The following is a 13,201-nucleotide window of genomic DNA, read 5'->3' as shown; positions in this document are numbered from 1 at the left end:
AGCGCGAGATAAATCGATTTGGCCCTGCTGACCAGACCCGGCACAGCAGTTGAACGTAGTTGCGTCTGTTTTGAGTGCGAGAGCCGTTTCAATCTGCGGGATCAAACCATCGAATGTTGCCATTGCCGATCCATTTGTAGCTGTCGATTGAACGCAATTTGACCGACCCTTATTTGAAGAGGCAGGTACGTTTTTGACATTGCTCGCAAGACAGGCAACAAACGCCTGCACATCCGTTTGAGGGATAACTGTCAAACTCAAATGGGTCAGCGACCGACTCAAAGAGACAACCTGTTTTGCTAAGCGGTTAAAGGTTCGATCTTGTTCGGCGGCTCTGTTCCTACCACTCCACGCGTTCATACGTGTCTGTACTGATTTGCAGAACGTCGGAACTCTCTTGAACCAGCACCGGTTCCGCCATGACCAATCCGGTTGTGTTTTCACGTCAGGCAAATTCGAACTATCTCGACCGCTTTTCCGCGATCGCACAATTGCGAGATCACAACGCAGGGCAAAACTACGCGCTGCTGATCGATCTACCATTTACCTTAGTTTTCGCAGTGATGGTCGCATTGATCGGTGGCTGGCTGGTTTTGGTTCCGATCATTGGGCTGATAGCTGTCACCGTGTTCTCCTTGATGATCAAACGTGCGCAGTGGGCGCTGTTTGACAGACGCAAAACGCTGGACAATCGCAGGTATGCATTTTTGTCCGAAGTGCTTTCCGGAGGCCAGACGGTCAAGGCCAACCGGATGGAACGGCAGATGACCCGCCGGTTCGAAATGCTCGAAGACCAAACAGTGGACGTAAGTCACCAATTGATCCGTTTCTCTGGGCTCGCGCAGAGCTTTGGGGCAGTTTTTGGTCAAGTTTCAGTGGCTGCCATGGGGTTGCTGGGTGCCTATCTGGTGATCAAACAACAGATCGGGATAGCCGAGATGGCTGCTTGCATGTTGCTTAACGGACGGATCGTACAGCCGCTGACCAAACTTTTGACACTGTGGGTCCAGTCAGAAAACGTTGCCTTTTCCTGGCGGAAATTGCGCGAAATTGATGCACTTGAGACAGTTCCGGCAGTGACCAAAACGCCGACCCCGACCGAAGGCAGGATCACGATTAAAGGCCTTAAACCGGATCAAGAGGGGGCTAAAACTATGGCGTTGGACACTCTGACGATATTGCCTGGTCAAGTTGCATTGGTGACCGGCCCAACGCGCCGACAGATCAGCGCGTTCTATGACTCAGTGACTGGTCGAACCACACTACATTCCGAAGAAGCCTATGTTGACGAGATCCACAGCAGATCCCTGATCTCCTGGCGTGGGCATGATGCCATTGTCGTTCTGGAAGAGAACCCAGCCATTCTTTCGGGTACATTGTTGCAAAACCTAAGCGCCTTTGGCGACGAAAAACAAATCGCGCGCGCCAAGGACCTCGTCTGTCAGTTGGGTCTGGACCTTCGGATCAATCGCCTGCCAACGGGCTACAACACCGTCTTGGGGTCAGGCAGTAGCTTCGAGGATGACCCCATAAACCGCCAACTCATAGCATTGGTGCGCGTTTTGGCACTCCGCCCGAAAATCCTGATCATGAGCGAACCGACATCTGTTCTCGACACTACAGAACGTGATGCTTTTGCCGCCTGCCTTGCCAAACTGCCTGACAGGCCAACCATCCTTATGGACAGCCCAGATCCGCGCATGCAGCGACTGGCAGATTTGAGGATTCAGCTTGCCCCTCAGGCAGGAGATAACGTTGCAGATTGGGTTTCAGACGCACAGGCCGACCAAATCGCCACCCAGCACAGAAAGGATGTGGCATGAACATGGTCCACACGCGCGACGCGTCAGCTTTACTGGAGCAACTGTTGTTGGTTGGCGGCTGGCAGAACAATTCAGATGCAATCGCCGAGGCTTTCCCGCATCTGTCCGAGGAACTGGACCCAGCGGATTTAGTCCAGACACTTGAAAACCTGAACGTTCCGTATGTTCAGGCAACCTGCCGTGAGAGCGATATTACAAAGGCAGAATGCCCCGCACTCGTGATCCCCGCGCACGGAGATTGTTATGTGGCTCTCGGCCTTAACGGCGACAAGCTGCAAACTGCCGACCTGAACACCGGCTCTATGCGCCAGCACCTCCGACGACGCGTACCCTGTACGCTGATCCATATCGAGAAGTACAAGTACCAGGACACGCAACCCGCTTTCAGAACTGTTGCGGCCGCATTCGGCGCATTGCGCGAAATGCTGCCTGGTCTGTTGCTCGCAGCATTTCTAACCAACCTGCTGGGCTTGTTTGCACCGCTTCTGATCATGGCAGTTTACGATCGGGTGATCCCCTCAGGCTCGGTGGATCTTTTGTTCGCGTTGGCCGTTGGCGTTGGTATCCTTGCAATCTCGGATTTCATGTTCCGGCACATTCGAACAAGAGCTCTGGCTCATGTCGGCCAAAACGGAGAACGCGCACTCGCTGTTGGGCTATTTACCAAACTGATGCGCCTTCCACTGTCACAGCTGCGAAAGTCCGGCGTAAACCAACAGATCGCCCGCTTTCGCCAGCTCGAATCCCTGCGCGAACTTTTCACCGGTCAACTCATGATCGTTCTGATCGACTTGCCGTTTGCGCTGCTTTTCTTTGCCGTGCTTGCATATCTTGCCCCACCCGTAGGGGTACTTACATTGGGGCTTGCTGTTGCTCTTCTGATGATTGGCTTTGTGTCACTTCCTGTTCAGCAGAAGTTGGACAAAACAGCCGCCGACGCAGTTCGGGCCAGCACGTCCTGCATTGAGGACGCCGTCGCACATCAAAGTGCACTGGTCAATCTTGGGATGCAGGACCAATGGTTGGAGAGGTGCATGCCGCTGGCCGAAAAAGCCGAAGACGCGACAGCTCGTGCGCGTCAATTGCGCAATTTTATACAGGCCCTTTCACAATCAACTGTCACGCTTGGTTCTGCCGGTGCGATCCTCAGCGCCCACGGCGCTGTTGAGGGCAGCATGAGTTTCGGCGCCTTGATCGCTTCGATTGCGCTGGTGTCGAAAGTGCTGGCTCCAGTGCAAGCGTTTCAATCCTCGCTTGGACAATTGAGCGGACATTTGAAAAGCCAAAAACAGGCGGACCAGGTTTTGGCCTTACCAGAAGAACTCGAACTTGGTCTGGGCCGGTCTCATCAGAAAACAATGACCGGAGCAATCAGTTTTCAGGGCGTAAGCCATCGCCCCGACCCTTTGAACCCGGCGCTGTTGACGGCGGCTGGCTTCCACTGCGAACCAGGTGAACTTGTTGTCGTCATGAGCCGGGGTGTAGCAAACCGGACCGCTGTACTTGACCTAATCTGCGGTTTGGCAACGCCTGTGGCAGGCGTAATCGAGCATGATGGCATCGATATCCGTCAAATCGCGCGCGACGAGCTCCGCAAGTCCGTAACCTATGCGACCTATGACACATGCCTGTTTCACGGCACCGTAACACAAAATTTTTGCCTTGCTGCCCCGACCCTCAGCGAAAGTGACATTGCGCAAGCGCTCGACACCTTGGGTATTCGTGATGAGATCAAGGCTTTGCCGGACGGGTACCGCACGCGACTGAATGTTCAGCAAATGTCTGGCATGTCCGGCGAGTTGCTCAAATCTCTGGCTTTAGCCCGCAGCATGGCGCGGTCATCCTCTGTTTATCTATTCTCTGAACCTACCAACGGACTGTCGCAACCGTGTCGTGACAGGTTCAAAACTTGGCTCAAGGATCAAAAAGCTGACAAAACCGTTTGGGTCGCCACCGCCGATCGCTCTTTGATGCAGATGGCTGACCGGCTGATTTATCTAAATGGGGACCGCGTTGTTGTGAACGACACCGGTCAAGCGGCTCGTAAAAAGGTACAGGCGGTCATGAAAGCAATGGAAAGCTGAACAATGCGTATAACGTTGAACAAGAACCGGGCAGAAGGACCGCTCGCCAAATCAAAGCAGAAGTCTCAGCAGCGGCCTGCGCGGTTTGCTGCGCTGACTGCAGTGGTTTTCTCTGGTATGGTCGCCGCGTTGATTGGACTGGCTGGGTGGGCAACTGTTCCCCAGGTCACGCGCGCACCCGGTGCCATCGTCCCAACGGGCGACTACACCCAGATCGAAGTTATGGACGGCGGCATCGTTGATCGTGTTCACGTACAGGACGGGGACCAAGTCCATGCCGGCCATGTGCTGGTTGAATTGAGGCACCCGGATCTAAGCAAAGAGCAACAAAGACTAAAGGAACAGATCGCGACCCTGGACCGCAAACTGACGTATGGGCGCACAATTCTAGAAACGCTCGGGAATGATGATGCGCTCACTGTAGCAGAATTGGCCGCGCTGCGACGTCAGAACCATCACCGCGCGGCTGCGACCTTGGAAATCTACGCTGAAAGCCAGCGCATGAAACGCGTATCGATTTTGCAGCAGCAGGAGACTCTAGAAATCCTCAAAGCGTCGCACAGGTTTACCTTGGAACGAGTCGCGCGAAAAAAAGCCGAACTGGACCGTGCACACCGTTTGCACAATCAAGGGCTGACGACGGCCCGCGACCTGGCTCGGGACGCTGATCAGTTGGACGCGCTGCGGACTGCGGCCTCTGAGGGCGAAGTCCGCCTGGCACAGGCGCGCAATGCTCTCACGATAGCTAAGGCTGATCTTGCAGAACAGACCCTGACCTTGCGTGAGGAAACCCTCAACAAAGTCGAAGAGTTCCGCGACTTGCGCAGTGAATTGGACGTTTCACTGCGGATTGTGAACCAAAAGCTCGACGGCTTGCGCATTGTCGCCCCCAAAGCGGGGATTGTGCAATCGGTCGCTTTCCCCAATGCAGGCGAAGTCATAGCGCCTGGGGAAACTGTTTTCGAACTGCTGCCGTCCCAACTGGACCTGATGGTTGAAGCACGTATCCCAAACAGAGAGATTGGACATGTTACCTTGGACCAACCGGTGAGCGTAACGGTGGATACCTATGATGCGCGGCGTTTCGGGAAAGCTAAGGGTCGCGTGACCGCCGTGTCTCCGGTTCCGCTGATAGATGATCAAACCGGCGACACCTATTTTCGCGCTTCAATCCAACTCAACGATCAATTTGTTGGAACCGGTGCTTACAAGCGCCCAATTTTGGCTGGAATGACGGTGGTGGCGGAAATGAATACTGGTGAAAACACTCTGCTCGCATACATGTTGAAACCCATTCATCAGACGATGCGCAACGCCTTTTCCGAGCGTTAATAGAATAGCCTACTCACGTCTAAAGCCTTTGACATCAGGACACCTGAGCGGGAACTCTGAAAACTTCAATGTCTTCGCTCAATCCCCGGATAGCGTGGTAACCGACGGATTGACCCCTGTTTTTCAGGTGCTTTGTGACACGTGTGGTCAGCAACGTCCTTTCGCCCAGTTGCTTGCATAAGTCCTGAACGCGACTGGCCACGTTGACGGTCTGCCCCACGACCGTGAAATCCAACCGGTCAGGGCTGCCGATATTGCCAAATGTGACCTGCCCGAAATCGATACCTATGACAAATTCAATTTCCTTACGGCCGCTGCCACCTGCGGTTTTGTTAAAGGCATCAAGATTGACCAATGCCTGACTTGCGGCTGCGACGACGGATTGGCATGCCGCCTCGTCGCCGTTATCAGCCTCAAAAACTGCAAGAATACCGTCGCCCATGAACTTAAGCACATCGCCCCCTTCATCCTGAATTGGTGCAACCACCATTTCAAAATAGTTGCCCATCATGTCCAGCAATTGATCTTCGGGCCAGGCTTGGGCTTTTTCTGTAAACCCTCTGAGATCCGCAAACAGGATCGCTGCAAAAACGGTTCTGTGTTCCCCGCGCTTTATGTGCCCTTGTCCGATCTCTTCAGCGGGACCATGGCCCAGATAGGTTTGCAGCAGGCTTTTTTGTGACTGACGCATTGCGATGGGTTCCAAGGCCGCCGCCAAGGCATACCGAGAGTCTTCAATGTATCGGATATGCGCATCAGAAAACCCTGTTTCTGCATTCGAGGTAAAACTAGTGCCTTGAACCGAACCATTTCCGTGTTCCAGTGGAATGGCCAAAAAATCGGTGGCACCCGCCTCGGCAAGCTCGGAGTAGATCGGGTGCTCAGTCGCAAGGTTGAGATCCGATAACCGTTTACGCAACGGACAACGATGGGTGACGATGTATTCAAAAGGGCTGCCATGCCATGCGCTTGTCGACAGCACGGTGGTGGGTACCGTGTAACGGCGGGTTTTGTCCGGTGTCCAGATTATACCCCAAGCGCTGAGCAATGGGTTCGAGTAGTTCTGCGCAATACGCGCCCTTGCCAGCGGCACACCAAGCCGGACAAGCCCTTCGCAATATCCTTTGACGATTGCGGTTTCATCCCCCAACAGCCGCCCTTCGGAAATCAGCCAATGATTCAGTGGGTCAATCTCGGACACGGTCCCCTCTGGCAAGTATGGACGTGCAGGCAGTTTACATGTCTTTCGTCGGGAAAGAACCCGCACTGACGCTCATAAAGACGATCAGCAAATTCAACGCGGGTTGCAGGACCCGAATGGGATTGCTGGGTACATGATCAACTGACGGCCGCAGCTTTGATCGGATCATCCTCAAGCTGTTCCAACAGGTGTGCCTGTTTGACTTTTGGGTCCAGGTCCGAGTCAGTCAGATGGGCCAACATATCCGGTACGGTCGCTTCAATCTGGTCCTGGGTGGCCAAAGCCATTCCATGGGCAACAAACGGGCGCAGATACGTCATACCCGCAAGGTTCGCAGTCTGCTGGTAAGGTTTAAGAAACTCGGCCATCGAATAGTTGTTGTAACCGCCTGCGTGATAGCTGTGCTCGGGGCCACCCGTAGAAACCAGGATCAGAATCTCACGCCCTTTCAATCGATTACCGCCGGGTCCGTAGGCGAAGCCATAGCTCAGAACCTGATCCATCCATGCTTTCAAGACAGGAGGTGCAGAATACCAGTAGAACGGGAACTGAAACACGATCCGGTCATGCGAAAGTAGCAAAGCTTGTTCCGTTTCAATGTCAAAACGCATCTCTGCACCACCGATGGCTGTCAAATCACGTGCGGTTACGTCGCTCGCGTCCGAAAGTGCGTCGAACCAGGCGCGGTTTATGCGGGATGTGTTCAGGTCCGGATGTGCTGTGAGGACAAGGATTTTCATGTGATTGTCTCTTGCAGAAGTTTCGCTGAATAAGATGTGATAAACGGGCGACCGTTTGGCCGCACATCAAACCGCCAGTTTTCCTGAACGCGTGCTTCGATGGCCTCACCTGCAATGGTTTGGGCACGAAACAAAACTTCGAACTGTGCCGCGTCTGGCGTGATCTCAATATTGCTCACGTGGTGTTCGGTCGGGCTTTGCAGGGTTGCAAGCACTTTTGCGTACCAAGCGCGAACCCGTTCATGGCCTATAAGGGCAGCGTCAATATCCGGCATGTCCCAATCCACGTCAGGATGCAGGTCTTGCAAAAACGCATCAATCGGATCAAGCCGGTCAAACCCCGCGAACCAATCTGTTATAAACGATCGAATTTCAGGATAGTCGTTCATGAGCGTCGCCATTTCATGGGTTACTTAGCCAACCGATCCGGCAACGGTGCTAGATTATACTGCGACCAGAAGAACGTGTTGGCTGAATCCTGATCGGCGGAAAGGTTGGTCGCTTCGACGATCTTGCCATCCTCGATACGGTAGACCAGCGCCCAGGTCGTATCGACATTTGGCTTGCCGTCTGCATTTGACCAACCCCGGTGAATATCGACCACATGTGTTTCATCCGCTCCGAAATAAATGGGCTCGGCCTGAAACCCGGCTGCGCCCAACTGCGCGAAGAAAGCAAGCACCTCATCACGCCCAGATTTAGTGCCGGACAACGGATGACGGCCGGGAATGTGCCATTTGACCTCTTCATCCATTACGGCGGCGATGCCATCCAGATCATTTGCCCCATAGGCGGCAAAGAAATCTTGCACCACTTTGATGTTCTCTTCCGGCGAGGCGGCCATGGCGTTACCTCCAGCTATGATTGCGATGGTGAGTGCTACTGTTTTGGTCAGGGTTTTCATTTTCGTCCTCTCTGGCGCTCGGGCGTTTGGCGACAGCACTGCTTTCTACGGGTCCATGCCGTGATGACGAGAATTTAACTATTCCGTTCTTGAAAGATAATTCCCTCAACTTTCACTTCTTTCATGTATTATTTCGAATAATATTCTGGAACGGAGATCCCATGCGCTTACCGCTCGCGACGCTCGAAGTCTTCACTGCCATAGCCCAACAGGGGTCGCTGCGAGCTGCAGCCGAAGCGCTTGGCGTCAAACCGTCGACAGTGAGCCATCAGTTGAAGTCACTGGAGGATCAGCTCGGCACCGCACTATTCATCCGAACGACACGCTCGATCAGCCTGACCGAAGCCGGACGTGCGCTTATACGCGGCGCAGGCCCGGCCTTTGACCAATTGTCCGAGGCCGTTGAAAGCGCGCGCAGCACGGGTCATGCCGCGCGTGGCACCCTTAAGCTGGCAATGCCAGAATTTGCCTACCATCTGTACGTGAGCCCGATCTTGAACAGCTTTTGCGCCAAGTTCCCCGAGATCGAGTTGGAACTGTCTTTGACGGATGCGCTTTCGGACATTCTGGGCGAAGAACTGCATGCCGGTTTCCGTCTAGGGGACCGTGTTGCACCAGACATGGTTGCGGTTCGGCTTACTCGACCATTGCCCGTTGCCGTTACAGCCAGCCCTGCGTACCTCACCGCCCACGGCACGCCCAAAGAACCGCGCGATCTTCTTGAACACAACTGTGTCCGATACAGGTTTCACTCCTCCGGCCAGATTGCGCCTTGGAGTTTTAACTCGAAAGACGGCTCGTATTCCGTCCAAGTACAAGGAAATCTGATTACAAACACCTTACCTGCCTCGGTCGATATGGCAAAGCTAGGGTTGGGGCTGGTGTACACATTCAGGGCCTATGTGGCGGCCGAAATCGATGCTGGCCTCTTGAAACCTGTTCTGGAAGACCATCTTGGCCTAACACCCGGGATTTTCTTGTATTTTCCTCGGGAGTACAGATCAATGATGCCTTTGAAACTGTTCATCGAACATATAAAACAGCAAGAAACGCTTTAGACTTCGGTTGAGGCTTAGTTTCAGCACGGCCTTTATGACCAAGGCTGTTGTCCACGAAGCAGTTGTCCGTCGATGCTTCGGCTTAAAGCCTCGGCCAACAACTAAGAACCCGCTGGAGCAACAGCAGAGTGGGGCTGAACCGGCATAGCTTTCGAGAGGTCCGGCGCGATCCGTATCAATTCGGAAAGCGAGGGCTTTTGCCCATATGATCCCTTATGAATCAATTTGGACGGCACACGGGTTGCTGCCGTCAACGCTTGTGACAAAGGCATACCCAGCTTTGTTGTAAGGTTTCGAATGGCCGTGGTCAGGTCCAGATCGGCTCCAGCCAAAGTGCCGTCTTGCAATGTCAGCTTGCCCTTTTCGCGCCGGATAAGCCGCCCTTCCAGGTAAAACTCTTTCAGATCCGTTCCGGCCACTGCCATCGCATCGCTCACCAGAAAAATCTCTCCTGGCCCGCGTTTGGCCTTAAAAGCGGCTCGCATCGTTTCCGGATGCACATGTACAGCATCCGCAATCAACCCGGCAGACAGGTTCCCAGTCGAAAGCACTGCGCCCACCAAACCGGGTTCGCGGCTGCCAAACTGGCTCATTGCGTTGAACAGATGCGTTGCGCAACTTGCGCCGGCTTTCGCGTAAGCCACACATGTGTCGTACGGGGCGTCGGTGTGACCCAGCGAGACGATAACCCCTGCCTTGGTCAAAGCTTCGACCTGATCAATCGCGACATTTTCAGGAGCCAATGTGACCATCAGCGCAGGTAAGTCGCGGGCAGCTGTCAACAATTGGTCCAGATCGGCACTCTCCATCGGGCGGATTAGTGCGCCATCATGGGCACCCTTGCGGCGTATTGACAAATGCGGGCCTTCCAAGTGCAGCCCAGCGATGCCCGGAACCCGGCTGCGTACAGCTTGTATCGCGGCTCGAATGGCAGCTGTGGTTTTTTCCGGCGTGCCTGTGATCAGGGTCGGCAGAATAGAAACCGTACCCAACCCGCGATGCGCCCGAGCGATCCGCCGCAACGTCTCGACCGATGGGTCGTCGTTGAACATCACGCCGCCGCCGCCATTCACCTGTAGATCCACATAACCGGGGCTAAGAATGTCACCGGCCAGATCCTCGGTCCGGGTTTCCGATGGCAGATCATCTGTAGGTACGATCGCGTCAAGCGTTCCATCTACAAACCGGGCGGCGTGGTTTGAAAACAGCGTCCTTCCGTCAAAGATCGGTCCGCCCACAAAGGTGATGATCGAGCCACTCATACCGTTTCAGTCACTTTCCGAAGATGGCGAGGTGTGTCGGGATTGATACCACGGCGGGTGGCAACGATTTCAACCATACTATAAAAAGATGCGATAGAGGCGACAGGATCGGTCATCCAATGCGCGGTCCGAACATGTGGCAGCGACACCGCATCCTTCACGCGATCCGTTGTTGCAAATACCTTTGCGCCCTTGGCTGCCAAAGCATCGGCAACTTCGGCTAAATTGTCCTCAGCTGCGTCGCCGGATGAAAAGGCAAGCACCGGAAAGCCTTGATCCACAATGGAAACCGGGCCGTGAAGCACCTCTGCAGAGGAGTAGCTTTCGGCATGGATCTGGCAGGTTTCCTTGAATTTCAACGCAGCTTCGTTCGAGATCGCCCAAGTCGTTCCGCGCCCCAAAGTGAACAGCGATTGACCATTGATCGCGTCGATCACCGTTCCCCAATCACAGGTTATGGCTCGTTCCAGGTCTTTTGGCAGATTTCGGATCGCGGACAACAATGCGGCGTCGTCCTTAATCTCAGCCAGCAACCAAAGCCCGGCAACCATTGAAGTCACAAATGTTTTGGTCGCGGCAACGCTCAGTTCCGGCCCTGCATGAATGTGCAACGCGGCTGAAGCAACATTCGCCAAGGCCGAGCCGGTGTCGTTGGTGATTGCAACCGAATAGGCACCGCCCTGGGTCAGTGATTGTGTAAGGCGTACGATGTCGGGGCTCTGACCGGATTGGGAAACCGAGACACACAGCGCATCGGGACAGCGCATATCCACACCGTAGATCGATTTGACGCTTGGACCCACCGAGGCCATAGGTAGGCCCAGCAGCAGTTCAGAAGTGTATTTCAGAAAACTGCAGGCATGATCGGACGAACCGCGCGCGACGGAAATCAAAAAGCGCGGATCGCGCGACCGCACTTCAAGTGCGGCTGCTTTGATCGCCTCGGAACCGTCAGTCAGCAGACGGTCAACGGCGGTGGGAATTTCGTTGATTTCCTGTCGCATGAGTGTGAGTTGGTTGGACATCAGGTCCGGCCTTTCAGTTTGACAAGCGCAGTTCGGCCACGAAGTCGTAGGCATCGCCGCGATAAATGGATCGGGTAAGTTCTGCGACACGCCCGCTTTCCAGATATGACGTGCGCTGGATGCGTAGCCCGGCGGTTCCTTCGGCAACGTCCAGCAAACGCGCTTCGGCTGCTTCAAGATTGATGGCCGAGATCTTTTGGATCGCACGCACCGGGCGATGGCCCGATCGTTCCAGAACGGCATAAAGCGACCCGGTCACCTCGGTCGGATTGGGCAGGATATCCAAAGGAAGCGCCGCGCGCTCCAGAGCCATCGGGCGTCCTCCGGCGGCTCGAAGACGGTGAATTCGCGCAACTTGATCATTGGCCGATAGACCCAGTGCCAGCATCTCGTCCGGTGCTGGCAGGAAAATTCCGCGTTCCAGCCAGGTTGAGGTCGTCTCAAAACCACGCCGCTCCATGTCCTCGGTAAATGAAGTCAGGTGTGACAAAGACTGCTCGACCCGGGCGACTGGTTCACGCACGAATGAGCCTGAACCCTGCCGCTGTTCTATCGTCCCTTTGCGCACCAGTTCCTGAATGGCCTTGCGCACAGTGACACGCGACAGGTCGGTCAACTCTGCAATCTCACGTTCGGGCGGCAGAGAGCTGTTGGGCGGCAGGATACCTTCTTCGATGCCTTGCTCAAGCCGCTGGCGCAGCTGCACATAACGTGGCCCGGCGGTCTGCCCCAGCCATCCCTCGGGCCTTAGGAAATCAACAACGCTCATGTTCGATCTCCTCTTTGAAAGCCTGCGCCAAAGCGATCGCGCCTGACAGTGGATCACCTGATGGCTGCACCAAGGCTTGCTGCATGTCCTCAGGCAGAAACGTGGAATAGTACGGGCCAATTCCGCCCGTCAGGCAAATTGCAGCACCAGGGCTCCAACCCATCTTCACAAGCCTATCCGCCAGATAGTCGGCGCCCGCCTGCATAATCGATTGTGCACCTGTATCCCCCTGCCCTGCAAACTGCGTGACGACAGGTGCCAAAGCGCCAAACTCAGTGGGTGTCATCATAGATGCGGCTTTTACGACACCAGAGGTCCCATTGAATTGGCGCAGCAAGTGTTCGGACATTTCAGACGCCGCACGCATGCCATCAGCGCACTCCAACACCTCCGACAAAACGCGCTTGCCGACCCACTGGGCCGAGGCTTGGTCACCCAAGACCGGCCCCCATCCTCCGACAAAGGCGGTCGCTCCACTTCGCTGCGCAGCTATAAAAGATCCGGTGCCACAATGCGCGACAAACCCGTCACGCGGCCCCAGCGCGCCACGCAGAGCAGATGGGCGATCATCTTCTATGCGCACGCGCGCAAATGGCAGGGCTGCGGCCAAACGGTCAGCAATGGCTTGTCCGGTGACGCCCGCCAAGCCCACGTATGCTGGCGCTCGTGCAATCTCTGCAAGTTCAATACCAGCCTGTTTGCAAAGGACAGCCAGTCCACTCACAAGCTCCGCACAGGACGTTTCGAAATCGGTCGATACGTTTGCCGATCCAACCTCAACCCGCCAAGTTTGAACGCCATCGAACAGGGCCAGGCGGCACCGCGTGCCACCACCATCTATTGCCAGAATCAGATTGTCAGAGCCGCTAGTCATGAAGAGACCTTTATAATACCTTTTTTAAATTTAGAAGGCCAAAACGTGACCTGATATCGAAAAATTGGTATTTTCTAATGCCGTAAACAAAGTGGTAGACTAATGGTATCTAAAAGGTATGATGCCGAT

At 54.8% G+C, this 13,201-nt stretch carries 12 protein-coding genes; 4 read left to right on the top strand and 8 right to left on the bottom strand.

Annotation, left to right across the window (positions count from 1 at the left end):
• Nucleotides 1-419: 419 nt before the first annotated feature.
• Genes GOV85_RS17880 through GOV85_RS17870 form a run of 3 tightly spaced genes read left to right on the top strand, consistent with a single transcriptional unit; the run spans nucleotide 420 to nucleotide 5,239 of the window.
• Nucleotides 420-1,823 (top strand): ABC transporter transmembrane domain-containing protein, encoded by a 1,404-nt coding sequence (locus tag GOV85_RS17880; protein WP_171180657.1) that lies wholly within the window; start codon nucleotides 420-422, stop codon nucleotides 1,821-1,823.
• Nucleotides 1,820-3,907, top strand: coding sequence for a peptidase domain-containing ABC transporter (locus GOV85_RS17875; RefSeq protein ID WP_171180654.1), 2,088 nt, complete (start codon nucleotides 1,820-1,822; stop codon nucleotides 3,905-3,907). The genes GOV85_RS17880 and GOV85_RS17875 overlap by 4 nt, the downstream gene beginning before the upstream one ends.
• Nucleotides 3,908-3,910: 3 nt before the next feature.
• The gene (locus GOV85_RS17870; protein ID WP_171180645.1) at nucleotides 3,911-5,239 is read left to right on the top strand and encodes an HlyD family type I secretion periplasmic adaptor subunit; all 1,329 of its coding nucleotides are present in this window, start codon (nucleotides 3,911-3,913) and stop codon (nucleotides 5,237-5,239) included.
• A gap of 34 nt (nucleotides 5,240-5,273) precedes the next feature.
• Here GOV85_RS17870 and GOV85_RS21805 read toward each other — a convergent pair whose 3' ends face one another.
• The 4 genes from GOV85_RS21805 to GOV85_RS17850 all read right to left on the bottom strand — a co-directional run bounded on the left by GOV85_RS21805 (nucleotide 5,274) and on the right by GOV85_RS17850 (nucleotide 8,084).
• Nucleotides 5,274-6,440 carry an adenylate/guanylate cyclase domain-containing protein gene (locus tag GOV85_RS21805; protein ID WP_171180643.1) on the bottom strand — a complete coding sequence of 389 codons (1,167 nt, stop codon included), beginning with the start codon at nucleotides 6,438-6,440 and terminating at the stop codon, nucleotides 5,274-5,276.
• Between the two features lie 137 nt (nucleotides 6,441-6,577).
• Nucleotides 6,578-7,180, bottom strand: coding sequence for an NAD(P)H-dependent oxidoreductase (locus tag GOV85_RS17860; RefSeq protein ID WP_171180641.1), 603 nt, complete (start codon nucleotides 7,178-7,180; stop codon nucleotides 6,578-6,580).
• Complete coding sequence (locus GOV85_RS17855; protein ID WP_171180639.1) at nucleotides 7,177-7,569, bottom strand: nuclear transport factor 2 family protein; 393 nt, start codon at nucleotides 7,567-7,569, stop codon at nucleotides 7,177-7,179. Before GOV85_RS17855 ends, GOV85_RS17860 begins: the two co-directional genes overlap by 4 nt.
• A gap of 20 nt (nucleotides 7,570-7,589) precedes the next feature.
• Nucleotides 7,590-8,084, bottom strand: coding sequence for a nuclear transport factor 2 family protein (locus GOV85_RS17850; RefSeq protein WP_209940242.1), 495 nt, complete (start codon nucleotides 8,082-8,084; stop codon nucleotides 7,590-7,592).
• A 161-nt stretch (nucleotides 8,085-8,245) separates the two neighbouring features.
• Here GOV85_RS17850 and GOV85_RS17845 point away from each other — a divergent pair, with 161 nt between their 5' ends.
• Nucleotides 8,246-9,142: a LysR family transcriptional regulator gene (locus GOV85_RS17845; protein ID WP_171180637.1), complete on the top strand. Its 897-nt coding sequence runs from the start codon at nucleotides 8,246-8,248 to the stop codon at nucleotides 9,140-9,142.
• A gap of 101 nt (nucleotides 9,143-9,243) precedes the next feature.
• Here the strand turns inward: GOV85_RS17845 and nagA are convergent, their stop codons facing one another.
• From nagA to GOV85_RS17825, 4 genes are read right to left on the bottom strand one after another with little or no spacing between them, the layout of a single operon-like run.
• Complete coding sequence (gene nagA / locus GOV85_RS17840) at nucleotides 9,244-10,404, bottom strand: N-acetylglucosamine-6-phosphate deacetylase (RefSeq protein ID WP_171180635.1); 1,161 nt, start codon at nucleotides 10,402-10,404, stop codon at nucleotides 9,244-9,246.
• Nucleotides 10,401-11,429 (bottom strand): SIS domain-containing protein, encoded by a 1,029-nt coding sequence (locus tag GOV85_RS17835; protein WP_171180633.1) that lies wholly within the window; start codon nucleotides 11,427-11,429, stop codon nucleotides 10,401-10,403. Before GOV85_RS17835 ends, nagA begins: the two co-directional genes overlap by 4 nt.
• A 13-nt stretch (nucleotides 11,430-11,442) precedes the next feature.
• Complete coding sequence (locus tag GOV85_RS17830) at nucleotides 11,443-12,198, bottom strand: GntR family transcriptional regulator (RefSeq protein ID WP_171180631.1); 756 nt, start codon at nucleotides 12,196-12,198, stop codon at nucleotides 11,443-11,445.
• The gene (locus GOV85_RS17825) at nucleotides 12,185-13,072 is read right to left on the bottom strand and encodes a BadF/BadG/BcrA/BcrD ATPase family protein (protein ID WP_171180629.1); all 888 of its coding nucleotides are present in this window, start codon (nucleotides 13,070-13,072) and stop codon (nucleotides 12,185-12,187) included. The genes GOV85_RS17830 and GOV85_RS17825 overlap by 14 nt, the downstream gene beginning before the upstream one ends.
• Nucleotides 13,073-13,201 lie beyond the last annotated feature (129 nt).

The sequence above is a fragment of the Ruegeria sp. HKCCA4633 genome (assembly GCF_013034605.1).
Lineage (GTDB): Bacteria > Pseudomonadota > Alphaproteobacteria > Rhodobacterales > Rhodobacteraceae > Ruegeria.
The sequence above is the reverse complement of the archived record's forward strand: the minus strand, read 5'-3'. Positions and strand labels throughout refer to the sequence as shown.

Coding starts and splice junctions, on each gene's coding strand:
- GOV85_RS17880 (WP_171180657.1), top strand. CDS start 420: ATGACCAATCCGGTTGTGTTTTCACGTCAGGCAAATTCGAACTATCTC.
- GOV85_RS17875 (WP_171180654.1), top strand. CDS start 1,820: ATGAACATGGTCCACACGCGCGACGCGTCAGCTTTACTGGAGCAACTG.
- GOV85_RS17870 (WP_171180645.1), top strand. CDS start 3,911: ATGCGTATAACGTTGAACAAGAACCGGGCAGAAGGACCGCTCGCCAAA.
- GOV85_RS17860 (WP_171180641.1), bottom strand. CDS start 7,180: ATGAAAATCCTTGTCCTCACAGCACATCCGGACCTGAACACATCCCGC.
- GOV85_RS17855 (WP_171180639.1), bottom strand. CDS start 7,569: ATGAACGACTATCCTGAAATTCGATCGTTTATAACAGATTGGTTCGCG.
- GOV85_RS17850 (WP_209940242.1), bottom strand. CDS start 8,084: ATGAAAACCCTGACCAAAACAGTAGCACTCACCATCGCAATCATAGCT.
- GOV85_RS17845 (WP_171180637.1), top strand. CDS start 8,246: ATGCGCTTACCGCTCGCGACGCTCGAAGTCTTCACTGCCATAGCCCAA.
- nagA (WP_171180635.1), bottom strand. CDS start 10,404: ATGAGTGGCTCGATCATCACCTTTGTGGGCGGACCGATCTTTGACGGA.
- GOV85_RS17835 (WP_171180633.1), bottom strand. CDS start 11,429: ATGTCCAACCAACTCACACTCATGCGACAGGAAATCAACGAAATTCCC.
- GOV85_RS17830 (WP_171180631.1), bottom strand. CDS start 12,198: ATGAGCGTTGTTGATTTCCTAAGGCCCGAGGGATGGCTGGGGCAGACC.
- GOV85_RS17825 (WP_171180629.1), bottom strand. CDS start 13,072: ATGACTAGCGGCTCTGACAATCTGATTCTGGCAATAGATGGTGGTGGC.